Here is a 19,164-nt window from a genome sequence, read left to right as displayed (position 1 = left end):
TCAGTGGAGTAGCCTTGCGGTGCCGGTGATGCGGGGGGCGGAGTCCGCGTCGCGCAGCCGCTCGTTCAGCGCCGCGACCTCCTCCGCCAGCTTGCGGTTCGCCTCGGTCAGGGCTTGGACGCGGCCCTCGGCGGTCTGCTGCTGGGCGTTCAGGGAGGCGACGGTCTCCGCAAGCTTGCGGATTTGCTGCGATTGGCGGGCGCCGCCCTCGTTGACGCTGCGACGGATCGAGCCGACGGCGGCGAGCACGATGACGCTGACCGTCGCACCCGTCAGTAGGGCGGCGATGGCCAGGGCCCAGATCCAATCCCCCGTTGGCAGTTCCATGGCCGAAGCCGCCCCTGCGTTGCGTCCGGACCATCGGGAACGACCGTCCGGTGGACGAAGGGTTTCAGCATCCAATGAAATGTCGAGCGGGTCAAGCCAAGCGCCGGAACGGCAAAAGGCCCAGCCGTTGCCGGCCGGGCCTTTCGGGAAGACGGTGTTGCGTTCAGCGGGTCAGGCGACGGTGTCGTCGACCGGGCGGGCGGCGGCCTTGGCGCGCATGTCCTTCAGATGGTCGCCGAAGGCGCGCAGAACCGGCATGATCCGCTGCATCTGGTCCGACGTGACGTGGGCGTCGGTCTTCAGGACGATGGTCGGCGCCTCCGACATCAGGCGCTTGGCGCGCATCGGACCGACCTTGTCGTCCATGAACATGGACAGCCCCATCAGGATGCCGAGCGTCACGTCGTCCGGCGCCTTGGGCAGAGCGAGCACGTCGTGCAGCTCGTTGAGGAGGGTGTAGGCGACGATGGACGTGCGTTCGATGGTGTCAACGTCGGCGGCCATGGACATCGGCGTAATCCTTGAGGCGCTGAAAGTGTGCGATATGGCCGAAGGTTAGCGCTTGGATCGTAACCAAACTGTTAACCATCCCTCACCCGAGTCGCCACGAGTCGCTTTTTTCGAGTCGCAATCCCCGGTCGCCGAATCAGGAGAACCGACTCAGGATGCCGCGTGAGCCGGCACGGTCTTTATCGCCCGCTCCACCCGCTCGATGGCGGCCATCACCGCGTCCGGACGGGCGTGGTGCGGCATGTGGCCGGTTTCCGCCAGCAGATGCAGCGTCGACCCGGCCACCGCGTTGTGCAGTTGCACCGCGTGGGCGTGGGGATCGACGATGCGGTCCTCCCGTCCCGCGACGACCGCCATCGGGCAGCGGATTTCGGAATAGCGCGGGGCCATCGCCGCCACGCCGGGAATCAGCGCGGCGAGCTGGGCGGCCGCGGCCTCCAGCTGCGTCGGGCGCAGCAGAAAGTCGGGAGGCAGTTCGTCGTAGCTGGGCGGCACGGGGTTCGGCTCGAAGATGCGGCGCATCAGCGCCGGCAGGATCAGCCGGTCCAGCGGCGGCAGGACGGTGTGGCTGAGCAGCGGCCCGGCCGCTGGAATGGCCGGTCCCATCATGGGGAGGAAGTCGAGCCGCGGGGTCGGATGGGTGAAGGCGGACAGGATCACCAAGCCGCCGATCTCCTCCGGAAAATCCAGCGCCCAGGCCAATGCGACCGCTCCGGCCAGCGAATGGCCGACGATGATGGGGCGCTCCAGCCCCAGCTTGCGGGTGGCGGCGCGCAGCAGCGCGGCCTGGGCGGCGGGGCCGGCGTCGCGTCGCGGGGTCGCCTCGCTGTAGCCGTGGCCGGGCCGGTCGAAACAGACGCAGCGCCGGTTGCGTGCCGCCTTGTCGAGAAGACTCAGCGCCCAGTCGTCGGCGGTGGTTCCGTTGCCGTGCAGGAACACCATGGGCGTCGCCCCACCGTCTGCGGGACTCCCACCGTCTGCAGGACCATGGTCGAGGTAATGCAGGCGGGTGTCGCCAACGCTCATGAAATGCCCGGACGGCGGGTGCACACGCTCCGCCCGGTTGGTGCGCCGACGGGCGTCCAGCCACAGGCCGGCCAGCAGACCGGCGGTGAGGGCCAAGCCGCTGCGCATCAGCGGGCCCTCCGGCGACGCGCTGACGGATTGGTGCGCGGCGTGTCGGAACGGCGTGTGGGCTTGGGCATGGCCGGGCTCCTCGGGGTTGCAGGGACAGGGGTGCAACAGGAGGTGGCTGGGGCGGTTCCGGCGCGCAGGGCCGCCATGTCTCAACATTGTTTCCACAAATTAAACTAAAATCTTATCATTCTGCGGACACAAGGACGGGAGAACCGTCCACCGTTCGGAATTGGACACACGCCATACCATGAAGGTTTTTTCCAAAGCGGGAGTATCGTGATGAGCGCCGCCGCCAAGCAGCAGCCGACCCCAGCCCTGCCGGAGAGAGCCACGCCGGAGGGCGCCGCCCCGGCGGGCGCGTCGCTGCCCGCCGTCTACACCGACCTTGGCCGGATCATCGAGAGCATGACCCGTCGTTTCCTGGACGTGCTGCGGATGGAGCTGGCGCGGATCGGCATCGACGACCTCAGCCCCGGCCAGGCCCTGATGCTGATCAACATCGGCGGCGAGGAGCTGTCAGTGCGCGACCTGCTGGAGCGCGGCTACTATCTCGGCTCCAACGCCTCCTACAACCTGAAGCACCTGGTGGAGGCGGGCTATGTCGACCGCTCCGCCTCGCAGCGCGACCGGCGCACGGCGCGGCTCCGCCTGTCGGAGCGCGGCCTGAAGCTGTGCGAGGCGCTGCGCGGGCTTGAGGCCGTCCGGGTCGAGGCGCTGATCCGCACCGACGAGGAAGCCGCCGATCTGGAGACGACGTACCGCACGTTGCGCCGTTTGGAACGGGCGTGGAGCGATCTGATCCGCTACGATACGCCGGAGTACTGATCCCGAGCGTCCGTTCCGGAAGACCCAGCGCATGTCACAGCGGTCCCTGAGCCAGAAGGATGTCGAGCGCCTGCTGGCCGCCCCCGACGCCCAGGCGCGCATCGACACCATGACCCATCTGGTGCGCGACCTGGAGGCGGGGGACCTCGCCGAGGCGGAACGGGCGCTCGCCATGGACATCCTGCAGCGCTTCGCCGCCGACGCGGTGACCGCCGTGCGCGAGGCGGTGGCGTGGCAGATCCACAACTCCTCCCTATTGACCGAGCAACTGGCGGAGAAGCTGGCCCGCGACGTCGACCGGGTGGCCTTCCCCATCCTGCGCCACGCGGAGAAGCTGAGCGAAGGGCTGCTTTTGGACATCCTGCGCGAACGGCGCCCGGCGAAGGAGATGGCCATCGCCGGGCGCCGTTCCGTCTCGCCCGCGGTGTCCGACGCGCTGGTGCGCAACGGCAACGTCATCGTCATCACCGAGCTTCTGCGCAACCGCGGCGCCGTCATCGCGGAACCGTCCCTGCACAGCGTGCTCGACCGCTGGGGCGGCGTCGCCACGGTGAACGAGGCCGTGGCGGCGCGCCCCGACCTGTCGGCGGCGGTGGTGGAGAAGCTGATCCTTTTCGTGTCCGAGGAGATCCGAAACCGGCTGATCCGCACCCACCGGCTGAACCCGCGCCTGATCGGCGTCCTGGTGGAGCGGGCACGGGAGGCGGTGACCCTGCTCCTGCTGAAGCCGCTGACCCCGCGCGAGGCGGACGTGGAGCTTCTCGCCCGTCACCTGCTGATCCGCGGACGGCTGTCGGCGCCGCTGCTCTTCCGCGCGCTGTGCGCCGGGGAAATCGCGCTGTTCGACGCCGGCCTCGCGGTGCGCGCCAACCTGCCGCCGGAGAACGCCCGTCAGCTCGCCTGGGACGGCGGGTCGCACGCGCTGAAGGGCCTTTTCGCCAAGGCCGGCCTGTCCTTCACCCTGCTGAAGCCCTTCCGCGTCGCCATCGCGGTGGCGAAGGCGCTGGACTACCGGGGCGGCGACGAGGGGCGCGAGCGCTTCCAGACGGAGGCCATCGCCACCCTGTTCGACAGCTGCGGCAACAGCCAGGACCGCGAGATCGACGACCTGCTGCTGCAACTGTTCGACCAGACCTCGGCGGAGGTGATCGAGAAGGCGCTGGAGCAGGCGGGGATGCCCTTCTCTCCGCTGAACACTTGAATATCACAAGCTGAAGAACGTCTTCAGGCGGGCCAGCAGATCGTGCTCGGTCGTCGTCTGGGTGACGGCGGCGGGGGCGCTGGCGCGGCGGTGGGCGTCGTTGCGGCGCTGGCGCAGGCCCATCAGGTCGGCCAGCCGGGCGGCCAGCTCCGGACGGCGGCGTAGGACGGGGTCGAGCGCCTCTTTGTCCAGCTCGTAGACCACGGCATCGGTGTTGGCGATCACCGACGCGCTGCGCGGCTGGCCGGTCAGCAGCGACATCTCCCCGAACACGTCGCCCGGTCCCATGTGGTCGAGCAGAAGCGTCCGACCGCCAAAGGCCCCACGCACGTCCAGCGCCCCCTCGGCCACCAGGAAGAGGGAGGTTCCGGTCTCGTCCTGGCGGACCACCGCCTCCCCGGCGGCGACGTGGCGCAGGTGCATGCCCGACGCCAGCTCCGCGATCTCCTCCGGGCGGAAGGCGGCGAACAGGTCGACGTGGGACAGCAGCTCCCGCCCCAGCCCGTTTGCCGAGCAGGCGGGTGGCGCGGCGCGGCGGCGGCGCATCTCCTGCTTGGGGCTGGCCGGCTCCAGCCCGGCGCGGGCCAGATGCTCCAGGATGGTGGTCGCCACGGCGTCGCGGGTCGCCGCCAGCCGGGAATAGTCGGCCACCCAGAAGCGCGCCTGATAGGCGACGCCGTTCAAGGTGATGCTCTCCACCACCACGTCGGGCCGCGGCTCGGTGGGGACGGCGTCGCAGCAGACGATGGCCGACAGGATGATCCGCTTGGCGCGGGCCACCGGCACCTCGGCGTCGAGGGTCACCGGCACCCCGGCGCGGAAGCCGCTGCCGGGCTGGCTGTAGTTGGTGATGCGGTTGCCCGCGGCCAGCCCGTTCGGCACCACCAGAGCCGTGCCGTCCAGCGTGACCAGCCGGGTGGCCCGCCAGTTGATCTCGTCCACCCGCCCGGTGACGCCGGGGGTCAGCTCCACCCAGTCGCCGATGCGGTAGGGATGCTCGACGTTCAGCGCGATGCCGGAAAAGATGTCGGCGATCATGTTGCGCAGCGCGAAACCCAGCACCGCGATCACCACGCCGGAGGTGGCGACCAGCCCGGTCACCGGCTGCCCCAGCACGAAGGCCAGAATGCCGAGCACCGCCAGCCCGTAGAGCAGCGCGCGGAGCAGGTCGGTCAGCAGGCGCGGCATCGGCGTGGCGCGGGCGTTGCGCGCCACCACGAGGTCGATGATCCGCGACCCCAGCCACGCCGCGCCCAGCCACGCCACCGCGGCGAGCAGCGAGGCCAGCGTGTCCGCGACCATGGAGCCCGCGAAGGGAGTGATGTGGCCGGACAGCCAGGACCGCTGCCCCGCCAGACCGGCCGCCCCGAGGGTCAGCAGCGCCGGGGCCAGCAGATGGCGCAGGCCGAGGCGCGGCGGGGCGGCGCCGGGACCGGCGGGAAGCGGGGCGAGGCGGGATGAATCGGGCATGCGGGACCGGCAACCTCCTGGCCCCGTGACCTTCGCACCGCGGGCGGAACCGTCAAGCCCAAAATAGGAATAGGCGGCGGCGCCTTTCCCTTCGCGCAAAGTGGGGTGACCAGGGCGCGCTTCCGCTCCTTAATATTCGGAGGGAGGGGAGAGAAAGGATGAGAACCGAAAGACCGCGAACATTGTCCGCCCACCAAGCATAAGATTGAAACTCCCAAAGAGAAGAGCCAGAAGAGCGAGGTGTCCATGCCTCATGCCGCCATGATCGTGGCGGCCGCGCTGCTCCTGTTGCCGGGTGCGGCGTTGGCCCAAGGTGCGAATGCTCAGAGCACGAATGGACGGGAAAAGGCGCCGGAGGGTGCGCGCGCCTACATCATGTGGCCGTCCAACGGGGCGACCGTTCCGGGCGGCAAACTGTGGGTCCGCATGGGCCTGCAGAACATGGGCATCGCCCCGGCGGGCATCCGCAAGGAGGACACCGGGCACCACCACCTGCTGGTGGACAGCGATCTCGCCACCTACGACGAACCGATCCCGAACACCAAGCAGTCGCTGCATTTCGGCGGCGGCCAGACGGAGGTCCGGCTGGAGCTGCCGCCGGGCCGGCACACGCTCCAGATGATCCTGGGCGACGCGGACCATGTGCCGCACGACCCGCCGATCATGTCGCAGAAGATCACCATCATCGTTCCGCAATAAGAAGCGCGACAGGGAGGACGTCATGATGCGCAGCGCCGCCGTCCCGGTTCTTCTGGCCGTCCTGCTCGCCGCCGGGCCGCTGGCCGCGCAGTCGTCGCCGGAGGCCGACCCGCTCGACAAGCCGTTGTCGGACACCACCAACACGCCGCAGCCGGCCAGCCCGGGGCACGAGCACGAAAGCACGCCCTCCACCCCCGACGCGGCGAAGTCCGGGCGGACGGCGGCGCCGAAGGACGCCTATCTCTACATCGGCTGGCCGAATGACGGCGAAGTGGTGAAGGGCCGCTTCAAGGTGTGGTTCGGGCTGCGCAACTTCGGCGTCGCTCCGGCGGGGGTGCGGCGGGAGAAAACCGGTCACCATCACCTGCTGGTCGACGCCGACCTGCCGCCGATGGACGAGCCGATCCCCAACAACCGCAACTACATCCACTTCGGCAAAGGCCAGACGGAAACCTATCTGGAGCTGCCGCCGGGCCGGCACACGCTCCAGCTCCTGATGGGCGACGCCGAGCACATCCCGCACGACCCGCCGATCCTGTCCAAGAAGATCACCATCACCGTGCGTCCGGGCGGCGACGGCCCGCGCGTGTCGGCCCGCTGAACGTCCAGGGAGTGAGGCCATGGGATTTGAGGCCGTTGGAAGTGTCCGGCGCACCGGTTTCGCGAGGGTGGCGGCCGCCGCATCGCTCCTGCTGCTGGGAGCCTGCGTCACCTCGGGCGAGCAGGCGACCCTGGTCCAGAAGCCGAAGACCCCGCCCGTGCGCACCGTGTCCAACTTCAGCGAGGCGCTGCGCTGCATGGACACGCTGATGTGGAACCATGGCAAGCGCGACATCTTCATCACCTCCAACGGCATCCCCGACGCCACGGGGCGGGTGGCCGGCGGTACCAAGGAAATGCTGATCACCGCCGTGTCGCGCATGTCGGAGCGGTCGAACGCCTTCCGCTTCGTCGATTTCGAGCCGACGCTGGACGATGTGAACGCGCTCTACTGGATGATCGGGGTGCAGCCCAACTTCCGCGCGCCGTCCTACTACGTGCGCGGCGCCATCACCCAGCTCGACGACAATGTGGTGAGCGAGGCGGCCAGCGCCGGCATCTCGCTGCCGACCGTCGACCTGGGCATCTCCGCCGATCAGGTGATGTCGGTGATCTCGGTGGACCTGAACATCGGGGAGCTGGCGACCCGCCAGATCATCCCCGGCCTGTCGGCCAGCAATTCGCTCGCCGTCATCTCGTCGGGCAAGGGGGCGGACGCCGGGGCGGTGATCGGCAAGGCCGGCCTGTCCTTCAACGTCTCGCTCAACAAGTCCGAGGGGCTGCATCAGGCGGTGCGCACGCTGATCGAGCTCAGCACGATCGAGGTGCTGGGCAAGATGACCCGCACCCCCTACTGGCAATGCCTGGGCATCGACCAGACCAACCCGGCCTTCGCCGGGCAGGCGCGCGACTGGTTCGACGGGATGGCGCCGTCGCAGCGCGTCGCCTATGTCCAGCGCGTGCTGCTGTCCGAGGGCTATTACGACGGACCGGACAGCGGCCAGCTCGACGAGCGCACCCGCGACGCGATTTCCCGCTATCAGGCGGACAACGACCTGATCGCCACGGGGCGCATCGACTTCGACCTCTACCAGCGGATGCTCGCCCAGCCCAGCGGGCAAAAAGGGCCGGGGGCGCCGCGCCTGCAATCGGTGTCGAACGCGGGCGGGGAGGGGTTGCCGCGCGCCACCCCGGCGCCGGCCGGAGCGCCGCCCGATCTGGTCCTCAGCTCCGACCGCGGGCCGCAGCCGCGCTACCGCGCCGGGGAGGCCCTGGTGGTCAAGGTGCAGCCGACGGCCAACGGCTTCGTCTACTGCTACTACCAGGACGCCGCCGGATCGGTGGCCCGCATCTTCCCCAACCGCTTCCAGCCCGACAGCTTCGTCCAGGCCAACCAGCAGGTGGAGGTCCCGCCGGGCGCGCAGAAGCCCTTCAACCTGCGCATGGACCGCCCCGGCGCCTCCGAGACCATCGCCTGCGTCGTCTCCCCCGACGAACTCGGGACGCGCATCGCCGACCGCTACAAGACCGAGGATCTTCAGCCCATTCCCGGCGCCACGCTGGCCGATGTGGTGGGTGCCTACGGCAGCATCCAGGGGACCAACGTGCGCAGCCGGCAAATGGCCGTGCAGGTTCTGCCCGCCGTGTCGGCTCAACGTTAGGGGTTTGGGATAGGGATTGTGGGCCGGCTCACAGCGCGGGGGCGGGGGCGGGGGTAAAGAAGGGGGCAGCCGAACACCACGCCAGATCATGGCGCCGACTCATGGGAGACCACCGATGCCGCGACCGACCTCCAAGACCATCGCCCGACGGCTGAACGGCGTGGCGCTTCCCGCTCTGGCCCTGCCGATGATCGCCCTGGCCTGCATGGCGGTCCCGGCGCGAGCGCAGACCGTCGAGGGCTCCGGCGGCAACCGGGTCATGATGTTCGAGCGCCCGCCGACCGTGGACGAGCTGCGCGAGGCGGTGAAGCCCGGTCCGGCGACCACCGCCCCCATGGCCGACGGCACCGAACAGCCGAAGATCCGCACCCGCAGCATCGAGATCATCGGCGGCGGCATGAACAGCGCCAACCGCCCGCGTCCGACCGACAGTGTGAACTACGGCGCGCCCGCTCAGCAGCAGGCGACCCCGCAACAGAGCTACAGCCCGCCCACCGCGCCGGTGGCGCAGCCGGAACCGGCGCCCCAGCCGAAGCCCAAGCGCGCGCCCGTGCAGGAGGCCGCGGCCCCGCCCGTCGCCCCGCCGCCGGCCGCGCCGCGCCGCTCCAACGGCGTGCAGCCGGCCACCCTCTCCGCGCCGGAGACCCCGGCGGAGACCCGCCCGACCAACGGCTTCGGCTTCCGCATCAACTTCGCCTTCAACTCCGCCGATGTCCCGAAGGAGTTCTATTCCTACGTCGACGCGGTCGGTGGGCTGATGTCGCAGGACCCGCAGCTCCGCCTCGTCATCGAAGGGCACACCGACGCCGTGGGAAGCGAGCAGTATAACCTCGCCCTCTCCGAGCGCCGGGCGGTGTCGGTGGGCGAGTATCTGGTGCGCGTCCATCACATCGAGCCGCAGCGCATCGCCATCGCCGGCCTCGGCAAGAGCCAGCCGCTGACCCCCGACCCGACCGACAGCCGCAACCGGCGCGTCGAGTTCCGGCCCATCCAGTGATCGAGAGGGAAGGGAGGACGCGCCATGGTCCGGAAACTCCTTCTCCTGGTGGCGGTCGCGGCGCTCCCCCTCGTCGGGGGCGCCGCCGACGCGACGGTGGTCCGCAAGAAGAGCAGCGACGCGGGCGTGCAGCCCGGCGGCCTCGACGTCGGGGTCCCCAAGGGCCGTGTGCGCATCCAGTGCTGGCAGGACGGCGAAAAGATCATCGACGAGAGCGATCTGAACGTCCTGTCGCTCAGCGTCGCCAGCCAGTTGAACGCGCTGCGCTTCCGCCGGGCCGGCGAGCCGGAGAACAGCCTCGCCATCGTGACGCGGAACCGGACGTCGTGCCTGTTGAGCCCGAAGGGCTGATGATTGGGGGAGTATTGCCCCCTCCCTGACCCTCCCCCGCCTTCGGCGAGGGAGGGAATTGGTGTTGAACGCACAGAAAATCCCTCTCCCGCGAAGCGGGGGAGGGAGGGGACCCACGGAGTGGGGAGGGTGGGGGCAACACCTTGCCCCCGACTCCTCAATGCACGCTGACCAGTTCCATCCCATGCTCCTGAAGCGTCGCCCCCGCCGACGCGCGGTCGGTGTCCAGCCACAGGCAGGTGCCGTTCGCGGCATACACGGCGTAGGCGGGCAGGCCGTCGACCTCCACCGACCGCAGATAGGCGACCTCCAGGATTCCATGACGGGCGAAGCGGTCATCGAACCCGGCGGCGAAGCCCTCGGCGGCGTCGGCTTTGGTGCGGCGGTCGGTCATGGTCGGTCTCCTCGGGCGCTGGGGCGGACCAACGGGGCGCCGGTCCTGCCCGGCACTCTAGGGGGCTGGACCGGGCCGCGCTGTGGAGCCCGCCACACTCAGTACGTTGGAAGGTGCCCAACTCCTGCGCAACTTTGTGCCGCACCTCACAGCGCCCGCCGTCTTCCGCCGTCTAGCCTCGACGGGCCGGCATTTTGGCCGGCGCGCATCATTTCGGAGGTCCGACCATGCCCGTCCGTTCACGGCGTCCGCCCTTCTTTGGGCCGGGTCCGCAACCCCGTCCTTCCCCCTTCGCCGCCTGGACAGGCGTCCGGGAAACGCCAATGATTCCGCGATCCCCGCCGGTGGAGGCCAGCATGGCGCACAGGACCCTGAGCGGACTCGTGGCGGCGGCCCTGACGCTGGCCGCTGTCGGAGCGGTCGGCGTCACGCCCGGCCGCGCGGTGGCGGAGCCGGCGGTGGTCGTCGCCTCCACCGCCCCCGGCTACGCGCAGGGGCAACTGGTCCCCGACGGCGCGGCGGTCACCGTGCCGGACGGCGCCAACGCCATGTTCCTGTTCGCCAACGGGCGCATGCTGCGGGTGAAGGGGCCGTTCGACGGGCCGCTCGACCGCATGCCCGACGCCGCAGGCTGGACCGGCGTCGGCAGCCTCGTCGGCGGCGAGCGATTCTTCCAGACTGACCTGGGTGCGGCCCGCGCGGTCGGCACCCCGATGCAGAAGGGGGAGGAGCAGGTCTTCACCCTCGACCCCGGCCGCCCCGGCACCCAATGCGTGAAGTCCGGCGGCACGGTTTTGCTGCGCAAACCCGCGGACCCGGCGCTGGTCCCGGCCACCCTGCGCGCGGAGGGGCGCGAGGCCGCCACGCTGCGCTGGGACAAGGGAACCGCGGTGCCCTGGCCGCGTGAGCTGCCGATGGCGGACGGCACCGCCGTCTCCGTCGCCGGGCCGGACGGGCGGGTGCGCCACAGCCTGACCCTGCGGGTGATCGCCGCCGAGGGGATCGCGGCGGGGCAGGGCGCGGAGCTGGCCGTCCGGCTGGCCGGCGCCGGCTGCGCGGCACAGGCGGCGGCCCTGCTCGACCCGGTGCGGGACAGCGTGGCGCCGCTGAATCTCTATCTCGCCACCGATCGCGGCCTCTACCCGACCTATCGGTCCGGGGAGGCGGTGACGCTGGTGCTCCAGACGAACCGGGACGCGCATCTCTACTGCTACCTGCGCAACACGCGTGGCCAGCTGACGCCGATCTACCCGCCGGGACCGTCGGCCAGTTCGCTGGTGGAGGGGCACCGCACCTTGACGCTGGCCGGCGACCGCATGCCGGTGCCGCTGCGCGCGGGGGAGCGGTCGGGGAGCCTGTCCGCCGATCAGGAGGTGCGCTGCTTCGCCGCCGGGCGTGACCTTGGCGCCGACCTGCCGGGGCGGCAGGACGCCTTCCGCCCGCTGACCGACGAGGCGGCGGCCCGGCTGGAGCGGACGCTCGCCTCGCTGAAGCAGACCGAACTGGTGATGGCGCAGGTGATCCTGCGCGTGGAGTGAGGGCGCCGCCGTTGGGGATATCGGGGGGCAGGCCAAGCGGGGCAAAAGCCCCGTGGCTCGCCAAAGGACTGGCCAAGGGGTTGGTGGGCTTGGCCGCGGTGGCCGGCGTGTCGGCGGCGGCGCTGGGGCTGACCCGGCTGGTGCCGCCCCTGCGCTCCGCCGACGAGAGCTTCCGCGACCTCGCCATCGCCTACTTCACGCCGCCCGCTCCGCAGCATCCCGGCATCGTGCTGGTCACGCTGGGGGAGGACCTGTTCGCCACGCTGGCCTGCCGGTCGCCGGTGGACCGCGGCTTCCTCGCCGATCTGGTGGGGACGCTGGAGGCGGCGGGGGTGCGGGCGATCGGGCTGGACATCCTGTTCGACCAGCCGACCCTGCCGGCGCTCGACGAGCGGCTGCGCCAGCGCATCCAACGCGCCACGGTGCCGGTGGTCGCCATCACCGCGCTCGGCGACACGCCGCTGACCGAGGAGCAGCGCCGCTACCTCGGGCGCTTTCTCGACGGCATCCCGCACGGTCACGCCAACCTCGCCAAGGACCGGCTGGACGGCACGGTGCGCTGGCATGTGCCGCGCGGGCCGGACGGGCTGCCCAGCTTCCCGGCGCGGCTGGCCCAGGTCGCCGGAGGGGCGGCCGGGGGGGAGGTCCCGGCGGAGCCCTTCCGCATCGACTGGCACGCCCGCCCGTCGCCGGACGCGCAGCCCTTCCCGGCCTATCCGGCGGACATGGTGGGGCTGCTGCCGCGCGGCTGGCTGGCCGGGCGGATCGCCGTGGTCGGCACCGTCCTGGTCGGGGTCGACCAGCACCGCACGCCGCTGTCGGTCGCCGGCCTGTCCACGCCGGGGGTGGAGATCCAGGCCCACGCGCTGGCCCAGATCCTCGACGGGCGGACCAGCCGCGACCTGTCCGACGGCTGGATGGTCGCGCTGGTGCTGGCGTTGAGCGCCGCGGGGGTGGCGCTGGCGGCGGCCGGCTGGCCGGTGTGGCTACTGGTGCCGGCCAGCCTGCTCGGGCTGCTTGGCCTGTGGGCGGCGGCGCTGGCGCTGTTCGCCCAGGGCGGACCGCTGGTGGCGATGATGGCGCCGTCCGCCGCGTGGCTGGGCGGCATCGCGGTGATGACCGCGCATCTGTCGCTGAAGGAGCGCACCGACCGCCGCAGCCTGATGCAGCTGTTCGCCAACCACGTCTCCCAGCCCGTCGCCGACGAGATCTGGCGGGAGCGCGCGACCTTCCTGGCCGGCGGGAGGCCCCGCCCGCAGGAGCTGACCGCCACCGTCTTCTTCTCCGACATCGAAGGCTTCACCACCGTCTGCGAGGCGCTGGAGCCGGAACCGCTGATCCTCTGGCTGGAGGGCTATCTCGACGCCATGGTGCGGGTGGTGGCGGCGCATGACGGGATCGTGCTGCGCTTCATCGGCGACGCCATCCTGGCGGTCTTCGGCGCCCCCGTCGCCCGCACCACCCAGGCGGAGATTGACGCCGACGCCGAGCGCGCCGTGCGCTGTGCCATCCAGATGGGGCGGGAGCTTCGGGAGCTGAACAAGCGCTGGCAGGCGGAGGGGTTGCCGGCCATCGGCATCCGCGTCGGCATCCACACCGGTCCGCTGGTGGCGGGCAGCCTGGGCGGGCTGCGGCACATGGAATATTCGCTGCTCGGCGACACCGCCAACACGGCGGCCCGGCTGGAGGCGCTGGGCAAGACGGTCGACATGCGCTCCTCCCCCCATTGCCGGATCGTCATCGGGGAACCGACCTGGACGGCGGTGCAGGGCACGGTGGCCGGGCTGCCGGTCGGTGAGATGGCGCTGAAGGGCAAGCGCAAGGCGGTCCGCGCCTGGCTGGTCCTCGACCGCGAGGGGGAGGAGGTGCGGCCCGCGGCGGAGGCCGGGGAGTGACCGCCCTTCTCCGTATTCGGGATTAGGCTGAATGAACGCTTGGTGCGCAGGAATCGAAATATTAAGCTGGGGAGAACGGCAATTTTATGCCGAAGGGTGCCGGGTATGGGGTGCGCAACCGCCTTCCCACCATGGAGCCGGCCGATGTTTGACGGACCCTTGACGCAGCATCGTTTGGGCAGGGACCTGTGGTCGCTCGCCTTCGTCCTGCTGTTGCTGGGGCTTCTCGGCTGGGCACCAAGGGCGTTCGCCCAATCCTCTCCTCCGCAATCGCCGCCGCCCCAGGCCTCCCAGTCCCCGGAGAAGCGCATCGCGCTGGTCGTCGGCATCGGCAAGTACGAATTCGCCCCCGAGCTCCAGAACCCGGTGAACGACGCCAAGGCCATCGCCGAGGCCCTGCGCAAGCTGCAGTTTGACGTGGATGAGAAGTTCGACATGGACAACCGCGGCTTCGAGCGGGCGCTGCGGGACTTCGGCATCCGCGCCTCGCAGGCCGACGTGGCGGTGATCTTCTACGCCGGGCACGGCATCCAGGTGGGCGGCAACAACTACATCGTTCCGGCCGACGCCAAGCTGGAGCGCGAGCGCGACCTCGTCTACGAGGCGATGCCGCTGAACCTGATGATGGGCGAGCTGTCGCAGGCGCGCAAGCTGGGCATCCTGATGCTCGATTCCTGCCGCAACAACCCTTTCGTCGACCGGCTGAAGCAGGCCGGGCAGAACCGCATCCAGGTCAATTACGGCTTCGCCCGCGTCGACGACACGCCCAGCGACACGCTGGTCGCCATGGCCACCCGCGCCGACCAGTTGGCCGAGGACGGGCAGGGCGACCACAGCCCCTACACCGACGCATTGCTCCAGCACCTCCAAACGCCGGGGCTGGAACTGAGCCTGTTCTTCCGCAACGTGCGCGACACCGTGCGGCAGGCGACCAACGGGCGGCAGGAGCCCTACATTTTTGGTTCGCTGGGGGCGGCGCCCTTCTACTTCAACCCGCGCCCGCCGAACCGCCCGCCGGTGCTCGGCGAGATCCGCCCGCTGGAGCTGTCCGACCGCGCCGACGCCGAGCCGCTGCGCATCGGGCGCCCGACCGATCCCGACGACGACCAGCTCTTCGCCCAGATTTCCGGCCTGCCGCGCGGCGGCAGCGTGCGCATCGGCGACCGCATCGTGCTGATCGGCGACTACCTGACCGTGGAGCAACTCGCCGCCACCAGCTTCAAGCCGGACGCGACGGTGGTGGGCGACGCCGGGCGCTTCGACTTCGCGATCATGGATGGGCGGGGCGGCGTGGTGCGGGGCGGTGTCGCGATCACCATCAAGCCGAGCAACCGCCCGCCGGTCGTCGCCGGCGCGCGCACCGTCCGCGCCCTGCCGAACCCCCTGGCCATCGAGGCGCCGGTGGACCCCGACGGCGACCCGCTGACCATCACCGTCACCGCCGTGCCCGACCGCGGCAAGGTGCGCGACGGCGCCACCCTGATCCGCCCCGGCGACCGCCTGCCGGCCGAGGGGCTGACCCGGCTGACCTTCGACCCGGAGCAGGAGCGGGCGGGCGCCGCCGGCGCCTTCACCTATCAGGTGGAGGACGGCAAGGGCGGCAAGGCCACCGGTACCGTGACGCTGGAGATCGCCCCGCCGGGTGCCGCCCCGGCCGCTCCGGCGCTTGAGGAATCGCTGTGGCAGATGGTCAAGGGCAGCCGCGAGCCCGCCGACTTCGAGGCCTTCCTGCGCCTGTTCGGCAGCGGCGCCTACGCCAAGCCGGCGCGCGAGAAGCTGGGCGCGCTCACCCCCGCCGCCAAGCCGCCGGAGGTCGCGTCAGCGGCCCCGCCGCCTTCGACAAAACCAGCGCCTCCTCCGGTTTCGCGCCCGGCCCAGGCTCCAGCCGTCGAGGCGGCGGCACCGCCCCCACCGGCCCCGCCGCAGCCGGCGCCCGCGCCGGAGCAGGTGGCGGCAGCACCCCCGGCCGGCAACGGGAACAGCGCGGTGCGCAACCACAGCAAGTCGGCCAGCTTCCAGGACTGCCCGGACTGCCCGGTGATGGTGCGCATCGCGCCCGGCAGCTTCAGCATGGGCAGCGACCAGGGCGACCGCTCGGAACGTCCGGTGCACAAGGTAACCATCGCCAAGCCCTTCGCGCTCGGCGCCTACGAGGTGACGGTGGCCGAATGGCGCGCCTGCGTCGAGGGCGGCGGCTGCACCGGCGGCATGCCGCGCATGACCAAGCCCACCGACAGCACCCCGATCCACAACATCTCCTGGCTGGAAGCCCAGGCCTACGCGAAGTGGCTGAGCCAGAAGACCGGTCAACGCTACCGTCTGCCGTCCGAAGCCGAATGGGAGTACGCGGCGCGCGGCGGCACGACGGGCCGCTACTGGTGGGACGGGCAGACGGGGACGCTCGCCAATTGCAAGGACTGCGGCGGCGCGCAGGAGCGGCTGACCCCCGCCTCGGTCGGCAGCTACAAGCCGAACCCCTTCGGCCTCCACGACATGAACGGCGGCGTGGCGGAGTGGGTCGCCGACTGCTGGCATGCCGACTACGCGGGCGCGCCGACGGACGGCAGCGCCTGGACGTCCACCACCTGCCGGGAGCGCGTGCTGCGCGGCGGGTCGTGGCGGGGCGGCCTGGCGGACATCACCGACACGGCGCGACTGTTCTACGATCCCGACGTGCGGTACCTGAACAACGGGGTGCGGGTGTTGCGGGAGTTAAATTGAGGGGGAGTGGTTGGGTCGGGCCCCCTCCCTAACCCTCCCCCTCTTCGAGGTGGAGGGGACTGCCGCCGCTTCGCAGAAGGCACCCTCTCCCGCAAAGCTCTCGCGCAAACCAAAGGTTTGCGCTGACGCGGCAGGCGGACCTTTGGTCCGCCGAGAGCGGGGGAGGGCCGGGGTGGGGGCCCGGCGCGACACCTCACCCATTCGCCTCGGCGATCTCCTCCAGCGCGTCGCGGTCGAGCAGGGTGATCCGCCCGGATTCCACGGCGATCACGCCGTTGCGCTGCCATTCGCCGAGCAGCTTGTTGATGCTCTCGCGCGACACGCCCACCAGACAGCCGAGCTGCTGCTGCGACAGCTTGATGTCCAGCTTCAGCCCGCCCGGCGTCGGCTTGCCGAACACGTCGGCCAGCCGCATCAGCGCGCGGGCGAAGCGCGACGATGCCTCCAGGAACAGCGTGTCCTCCAGATGCTCACTGGTTTGGCGCAGGCGCTTGCACAGCACGGTGATGAGCTGGAGCGCCACCGCCGGGCGCTCGTTGAGCAGCGGCACGAACTTGGAACGGTCGAGCACCAGCAGGTCGGTCTCCTCCAGCGCCACGGCGTCGGCGGTCCGCGGCTCGCCGTCGAGCAGGGCGATCTCGCCGAACAGGCCGCCCTTGTTGATGATGTTCAGCACCAGCTCCTTGCCGTCGGTGGAGTGGGAGCAGATCTTCACCCGCCCGCGGATGACCGCCATCATGCTGTCGCCGGGGTCGCCCTTCTGGAAAATGACCGCGCCGGGCCGGAAATAGGCCAGCCGGGCGCTGGCGGCGAGGCGTTGCAGTTCCGGCTTTTCCAGATGCTTCAGCAGGAAATGCCCGGACAGCACCAGTTCCTTGTCGAACGCGATCCGCACCGTCGTCATGGTCGCCCCCATACGGCTCGATGCCGGACAGTGTAGCGGGCGGACGGCCCGCAACCGCGGCGCCAGAGGCGGTAACGCGCTCGCCCGTCCCTGCCACGTTCTTGCGGGCATAGCGGGCGGGACCGACCAAAGGTGAATCTTGTCCTGCCCAATGGTTCGTGGATACCATCGTCAGCAAGACGTCCGGTATGAGGCGCCGGCCAAAGAACCCGGCTTGAAAACAGGGACCGCAGAACAGGGAAGGAGACGAGCGTGGACTCCACCACCCCGTCCGCAGAGCTGTCCAGGCGCGCGGCCAACCATGTGCCGCTGACGCCGCTGGACTTCCTGCGCCGCTCCGCGATGGTCTATCCGGACAAGACCGCGGTGGTCTACGGCCCCCTGCGGCGGAACTGGTCAGAGGTCGAGCGCCGCGCCCGCGCGCTGGCCTCCGCGGTGAGCCGGGCCGGCGTCCGGCCAGGGGAGGTGGTGTCGGTCCTGGCCTTCAACACCCCGGCGATGCTGGAGGCGCATTTCGGCATCCCCGGCGCCGGGGCGGTGCTGAACGCCATCAACACGCGGCTCGACGCGCCCACCGTCGCCTTCATTCTGGAGCATGCCGAAAGCCGCCTGTTCCTGGTCGACCGGGGCCTGTCCGCGGTGGCCCGCGCCGCGCTGGAGCGCATGGCGGCCCCGCCGCGGGTGGTGTGGATCGACGACCCGGCGGCGCAGGACGCCGACCCGGTGGGCGATCTGGAGTATGAGGATTTCCTCAAGACCGGCGACCCCGAGGCGCCCTGGCGCACGCCGGAGGACGAGTGGGAGTCCATCGCGCTCAACTACACCTCCGGCACCACCGGCAACCCCAAGGGCGTTCTGTACCATCACCGCGGTGCCCATCTGAACGCGCTCGGCAACGTCATCACCTTCGGGCTGCGGCCCGACAGCGTCTATCTGTGGACGCTGCCGATGTTCCACTGCAACGGCTGGACCTATCCCTGGGCGGTGACGGCGGTGGGGGCGACCCATGTCTGCCTGCGCGCCGTCGACCCGGCGGCGATCTTCCGCCTGATCGCCGAGGAGAAGGTCACCCATCTCTGCGGCGCGCCGGTCGTGCTGACCATGCTGATCCACGCGCCGGACGCGGTGAAGCGCGGCTTCGACCACGGCCCGGTGCAGGTGGCGACCGGCGGCGCGGCGCCGCCCAGCGCAGTGATCGCGGGGATGGAGCGGATGGGCTTCCGCCTGACCCACCTCTACGGCATGACGGAATGCTACGGCCCCTCGACCGGCTGCGCGTGGCAGGAGGGCTGGGCGGAGCTGCCGCTGGAGGAACGGGCGGTGAAGATGGCCCGCCAGGGCGTGCCCAACGTCACCATGTCCGAGCAGACCGTGCTCGACCCCAACAGCGGTCGCGCGGTGCCCGCCGACGGCGAGACGCTGGGCGAGTTGGCGCTGCGCGGCAACACGGTGATGAAGGGCTACCTGAAGAACCCGGCGGCGACCGACGAGGCGCTGCGCGACGGCTGGCTGCACACCGGGGACCTCGCCGTGCTGCACCCCGACCGCTACGTCGAGATCAAGGACCGCGCCAAGGACATCATCATCTCCGGCGGCGAGAACATCGCCTCGCTGGAGGTCGAGGAGGTCCTGTACAAGCACCCCCACGTCATGGAGGCCGCCGTCGTCGCCCGTCCCGACCCGACATGGGGCGAGACTCCCTGCGCCTTCGTCACGCTGAAGCCGGGATCGGAAGGACGGGTGAGCGAGGCCGAGGTGATCGGCTGGTGCCGCGACCATCTCGCTCATTTCAAGGCGCCGCGGACGGTGGTGTTCGGGGCCTTGCCGAAGACCTCGACCGGGAAGATCCAGAAGTTCGTGCTGCGCGAGCAGGCGAGGGGGTTGTGAGGGGAGTTTTTGCCCCCTCCCTAACCCTCCCCCGCTTCGCAGGGGAGGGGATTTGGCTGCGAAGCAGCGGAGTTCCCTCCCTCGCCGAAGGCGGGGGAGGGTTAGGG

17 protein-coding genes are annotated in these 19,164 nt (G+C 70.6%); 11 read left to right on the top strand and 6 right to left on the bottom strand.

What is annotated here, in order from left to right; all coding sequences use genetic code 11:
- From FBZ83_RS18770 to FBZ83_RS18760, 3 genes are all read right to left on the bottom strand, one after another.
- Complete coding sequence (locus tag FBZ83_RS18770) at positions 1 to 327, bottom strand: TMF family protein (RefSeq protein ID WP_145686884.1); 327 nt, start codon at positions 325 to 327, stop codon at positions 1 to 3.
- Positions 328 to 498: 171 nt separating this feature from the next.
- Positions 499 to 831 (bottom strand): hypothetical protein, encoded by a 333-nt coding sequence (locus tag FBZ83_RS18765; RefSeq protein WP_247883222.1) that lies wholly within the window; start codon positions 829 to 831, stop codon positions 499 to 501.
- 156 nt (positions 832 to 987) lie between these two features.
- The gene (locus tag FBZ83_RS18760) at positions 988 to 1,971 is read right to left on the bottom strand and encodes an alpha/beta fold hydrolase (protein ID WP_186466126.1); all 984 of its coding nucleotides are present in this window, start codon (positions 1,969 to 1,971) and stop codon (positions 988 to 990) included.
- Positions 1,972 to 2,253: 282 nt separating this feature from the next.
- On the opposite strand from FBZ83_RS18760, the gene FBZ83_RS18755 reads away from it, so the two are divergent.
- Entirely contained in the window at positions 2,254 to 2,799 is a 546-nt protein-coding gene (locus FBZ83_RS18755; protein WP_145686880.1) for a MarR family winged helix-turn-helix transcriptional regulator, read from the top strand.
- A gap of 31 nt (positions 2,800 to 2,830) precedes the next feature.
- On the top strand, positions 2,831 to 4,000 hold the full coding sequence (locus tag FBZ83_RS18750; protein ID WP_145686878.1) for a DUF2336 domain-containing protein: 1,170 nt from the start codon (positions 2,831 to 2,833) through the stop codon (positions 3,998 to 4,000).
- A 3-nt stretch (positions 4,001 to 4,003) separates the two neighbouring features.
- Here FBZ83_RS18750 and FBZ83_RS18745 read toward each other — a convergent pair whose 3' ends face one another.
- Positions 4,004 to 5,470, bottom strand: a complete 1,467-nt coding sequence (locus FBZ83_RS18745; protein WP_247888363.1) for a mechanosensitive ion channel family protein — start codon at positions 5,468 to 5,470, stop codon at positions 4,004 to 4,006.
- Between the two features lie 246 nt (positions 5,471 to 5,716).
- Here FBZ83_RS18745 and FBZ83_RS18740 point away from each other — a divergent pair, with 246 nt between their 5' ends.
- From FBZ83_RS18740 to FBZ83_RS18720, 5 genes are all read left to right on the top strand, one after another.
- Positions 5,717 to 6,169 (top strand): DUF4399 domain-containing protein, encoded by a 453-nt coding sequence (locus FBZ83_RS18740; protein WP_145686875.1) that lies wholly within the window; start codon positions 5,717 to 5,719, stop codon positions 6,167 to 6,169.
- 22 nt (positions 6,170 to 6,191) lie between these two features.
- On the top strand, positions 6,192 to 6,770 hold the full coding sequence (locus tag FBZ83_RS18735; protein WP_247888362.1) for a DUF4399 domain-containing protein: 579 nt from the start codon (positions 6,192 to 6,194) through the stop codon (positions 6,768 to 6,770).
- A 67-nt stretch (positions 6,771 to 6,837) separates the two neighbouring features.
- Positions 6,838 to 8,370, top strand: a complete 1,533-nt coding sequence (locus FBZ83_RS18730) for a DUF4384 domain-containing protein (protein ID WP_247888361.1) — start codon at positions 6,838 to 6,840, stop codon at positions 8,368 to 8,370.
- Positions 8,371 to 8,485: 115 nt separating this feature from the next.
- On the top strand, positions 8,486 to 9,367 hold the full coding sequence (locus FBZ83_RS18725; protein ID WP_145686873.1) for an OmpA family protein: 882 nt from the start codon (positions 8,486 to 8,488) through the stop codon (positions 9,365 to 9,367).
- 24 nt (positions 9,368 to 9,391) lie between these two features.
- Positions 9,392 to 9,718 carry a hypothetical protein gene (locus FBZ83_RS18720; RefSeq protein WP_145686872.1) on the top strand — a complete coding sequence of 109 codons (327 nt, stop codon included), beginning with the start codon at positions 9,392 to 9,394 and terminating at the stop codon, positions 9,716 to 9,718.
- Between the two features lie 157 nt (positions 9,719 to 9,875).
- Here FBZ83_RS18720 and FBZ83_RS18715 read toward each other — a convergent pair whose 3' ends face one another.
- Entirely contained in the window at positions 9,876 to 10,112 is a 237-nt protein-coding gene (locus tag FBZ83_RS18715) for a DUF1150 family protein (RefSeq protein WP_145686871.1), read from the bottom strand.
- Positions 10,113 to 10,468: 356 nt separating this feature from the next.
- On the opposite strand from FBZ83_RS18715, the gene FBZ83_RS18710 reads away from it, so the two are divergent.
- The 3 genes from FBZ83_RS18710 (at position 10,469) to FBZ83_RS18700 (ending at position 16,266) form a co-directional block, all read left to right on the top strand.
- Positions 10,469 to 11,650: a DUF4384 domain-containing protein gene (locus tag FBZ83_RS18710; protein ID WP_145686870.1), complete on the top strand. Its 1,182-nt coding sequence runs from the start codon at positions 10,469 to 10,471 to the stop codon at positions 11,648 to 11,650.
- A gap of 98 nt (positions 11,651 to 11,748) precedes the next feature.
- On the top strand, positions 11,749 to 13,545 hold the full coding sequence (locus FBZ83_RS18705; protein WP_247888371.1) for an adenylate/guanylate cyclase domain-containing protein: 1,797 nt from the start codon (positions 11,749 to 11,751) through the stop codon (positions 13,543 to 13,545).
- A gap of 144 nt (positions 13,546 to 13,689) precedes the next feature.
- Positions 13,690 to 16,266: an SUMF1/EgtB/PvdO family nonheme iron enzyme gene (locus FBZ83_RS18700; RefSeq protein ID WP_186466124.1), complete on the top strand. Its 2,577-nt coding sequence runs from the start codon at positions 13,690 to 13,692 to the stop codon at positions 16,264 to 16,266.
- 193 nt (positions 16,267 to 16,459) lie between these two features.
- On the opposite strand, the gene FBZ83_RS18695 is transcribed toward FBZ83_RS18700, so the two are convergent.
- Positions 16,460 to 17,170 (bottom strand): Crp/Fnr family transcriptional regulator, encoded by a 711-nt coding sequence (locus FBZ83_RS18695; RefSeq protein WP_172428347.1) that lies wholly within the window; start codon positions 17,168 to 17,170, stop codon positions 16,460 to 16,462.
- Between the two features lie 252 nt (positions 17,171 to 17,422).
- Here FBZ83_RS18695 and FBZ83_RS18690 point away from each other — a divergent pair, with 252 nt between their 5' ends.
- Entirely contained in the window at positions 17,423 to 19,057 is a 1,635-nt protein-coding gene (locus FBZ83_RS18690) for an acyl-CoA synthetase (RefSeq protein ID WP_145686863.1), read from the top strand.
- Positions 19,058 to 19,164 lie beyond the last annotated feature (107 nt).

The organism is Azospirillum brasilense (assembly GCF_007827815.1).
Classification (GTDB): domain Bacteria; phylum Pseudomonadota; class Alphaproteobacteria; order Azospirillales; family Azospirillaceae; genus Azospirillum; species Azospirillum brasilense_C.
Note: the sequence above shows the minus strand (reverse complement) of the source record. Positions and strands in the feature narration are given on the sequence as shown.

Excerpts from the sequence above, each read along its gene's own strand:
- FBZ83_RS18770 (WP_145686884.1), bottom strand. The coding sequence starts at position 327 with ATGGAACTGCCAACGGGGGATTGGATCTGGGCCCTGGCCATCGCCGCC.
- FBZ83_RS18765 (WP_247883222.1), bottom strand. The coding sequence starts at position 831 with ATGGCCGCCGACGTTGACACCATCGAACGCACGTCCATCGTCGCCTAC.
- FBZ83_RS18760 (WP_186466126.1), bottom strand. The coding sequence starts at position 1,971 with ATGCGCAGCGGCTTGGCCCTCACCGCCGGTCTGCTGGCCGGCCTGTGG.
- FBZ83_RS18755 (WP_145686880.1), top strand. The coding sequence starts at position 2,254 with ATGAGCGCCGCCGCCAAGCAGCAGCCGACCCCAGCCCTGCCGGAGAGA.
- FBZ83_RS18750 (WP_145686878.1), top strand. The coding sequence starts at position 2,831 with ATGTCACAGCGGTCCCTGAGCCAGAAGGATGTCGAGCGCCTGCTGGCC.
- FBZ83_RS18745 (WP_247888363.1), bottom strand. The coding sequence starts at position 5,470 with ATGCCCGATTCATCCCGCCTCGCCCCGCTTCCCGCCGGTCCCGGCGCC.
- FBZ83_RS18740 (WP_145686875.1), top strand. The coding sequence starts at position 5,717 with ATGCCTCATGCCGCCATGATCGTGGCGGCCGCGCTGCTCCTGTTGCCG.
- FBZ83_RS18735 (WP_247888362.1), top strand. The coding sequence starts at position 6,192 with ATGATGCGCAGCGCCGCCGTCCCGGTTCTTCTGGCCGTCCTGCTCGCC.
- FBZ83_RS18725 (WP_145686873.1), top strand. The coding sequence starts at position 8,486 with ATGCCGCGACCGACCTCCAAGACCATCGCCCGACGGCTGAACGGCGTG.
- FBZ83_RS18720 (WP_145686872.1), top strand. The coding sequence starts at position 9,392 with ATGGTCCGGAAACTCCTTCTCCTGGTGGCGGTCGCGGCGCTCCCCCTC.
- FBZ83_RS18715 (WP_145686871.1), bottom strand. The coding sequence starts at position 10,112 with ATGACCGACCGCCGCACCAAAGCCGACGCCGCCGAGGGCTTCGCCGCC.
- FBZ83_RS18710 (WP_145686870.1), top strand. The coding sequence starts at position 10,469 with ATGGCGCACAGGACCCTGAGCGGACTCGTGGCGGCGGCCCTGACGCTG.
- FBZ83_RS18700 (WP_186466124.1), top strand. The coding sequence starts at position 13,690 with ATGTTTGACGGACCCTTGACGCAGCATCGTTTGGGCAGGGACCTGTGG.
- FBZ83_RS18695 (WP_172428347.1), bottom strand. The coding sequence starts at position 17,170 with ATGACGACGGTGCGGATCGCGTTCGACAAGGAACTGGTGCTGTCCGGG.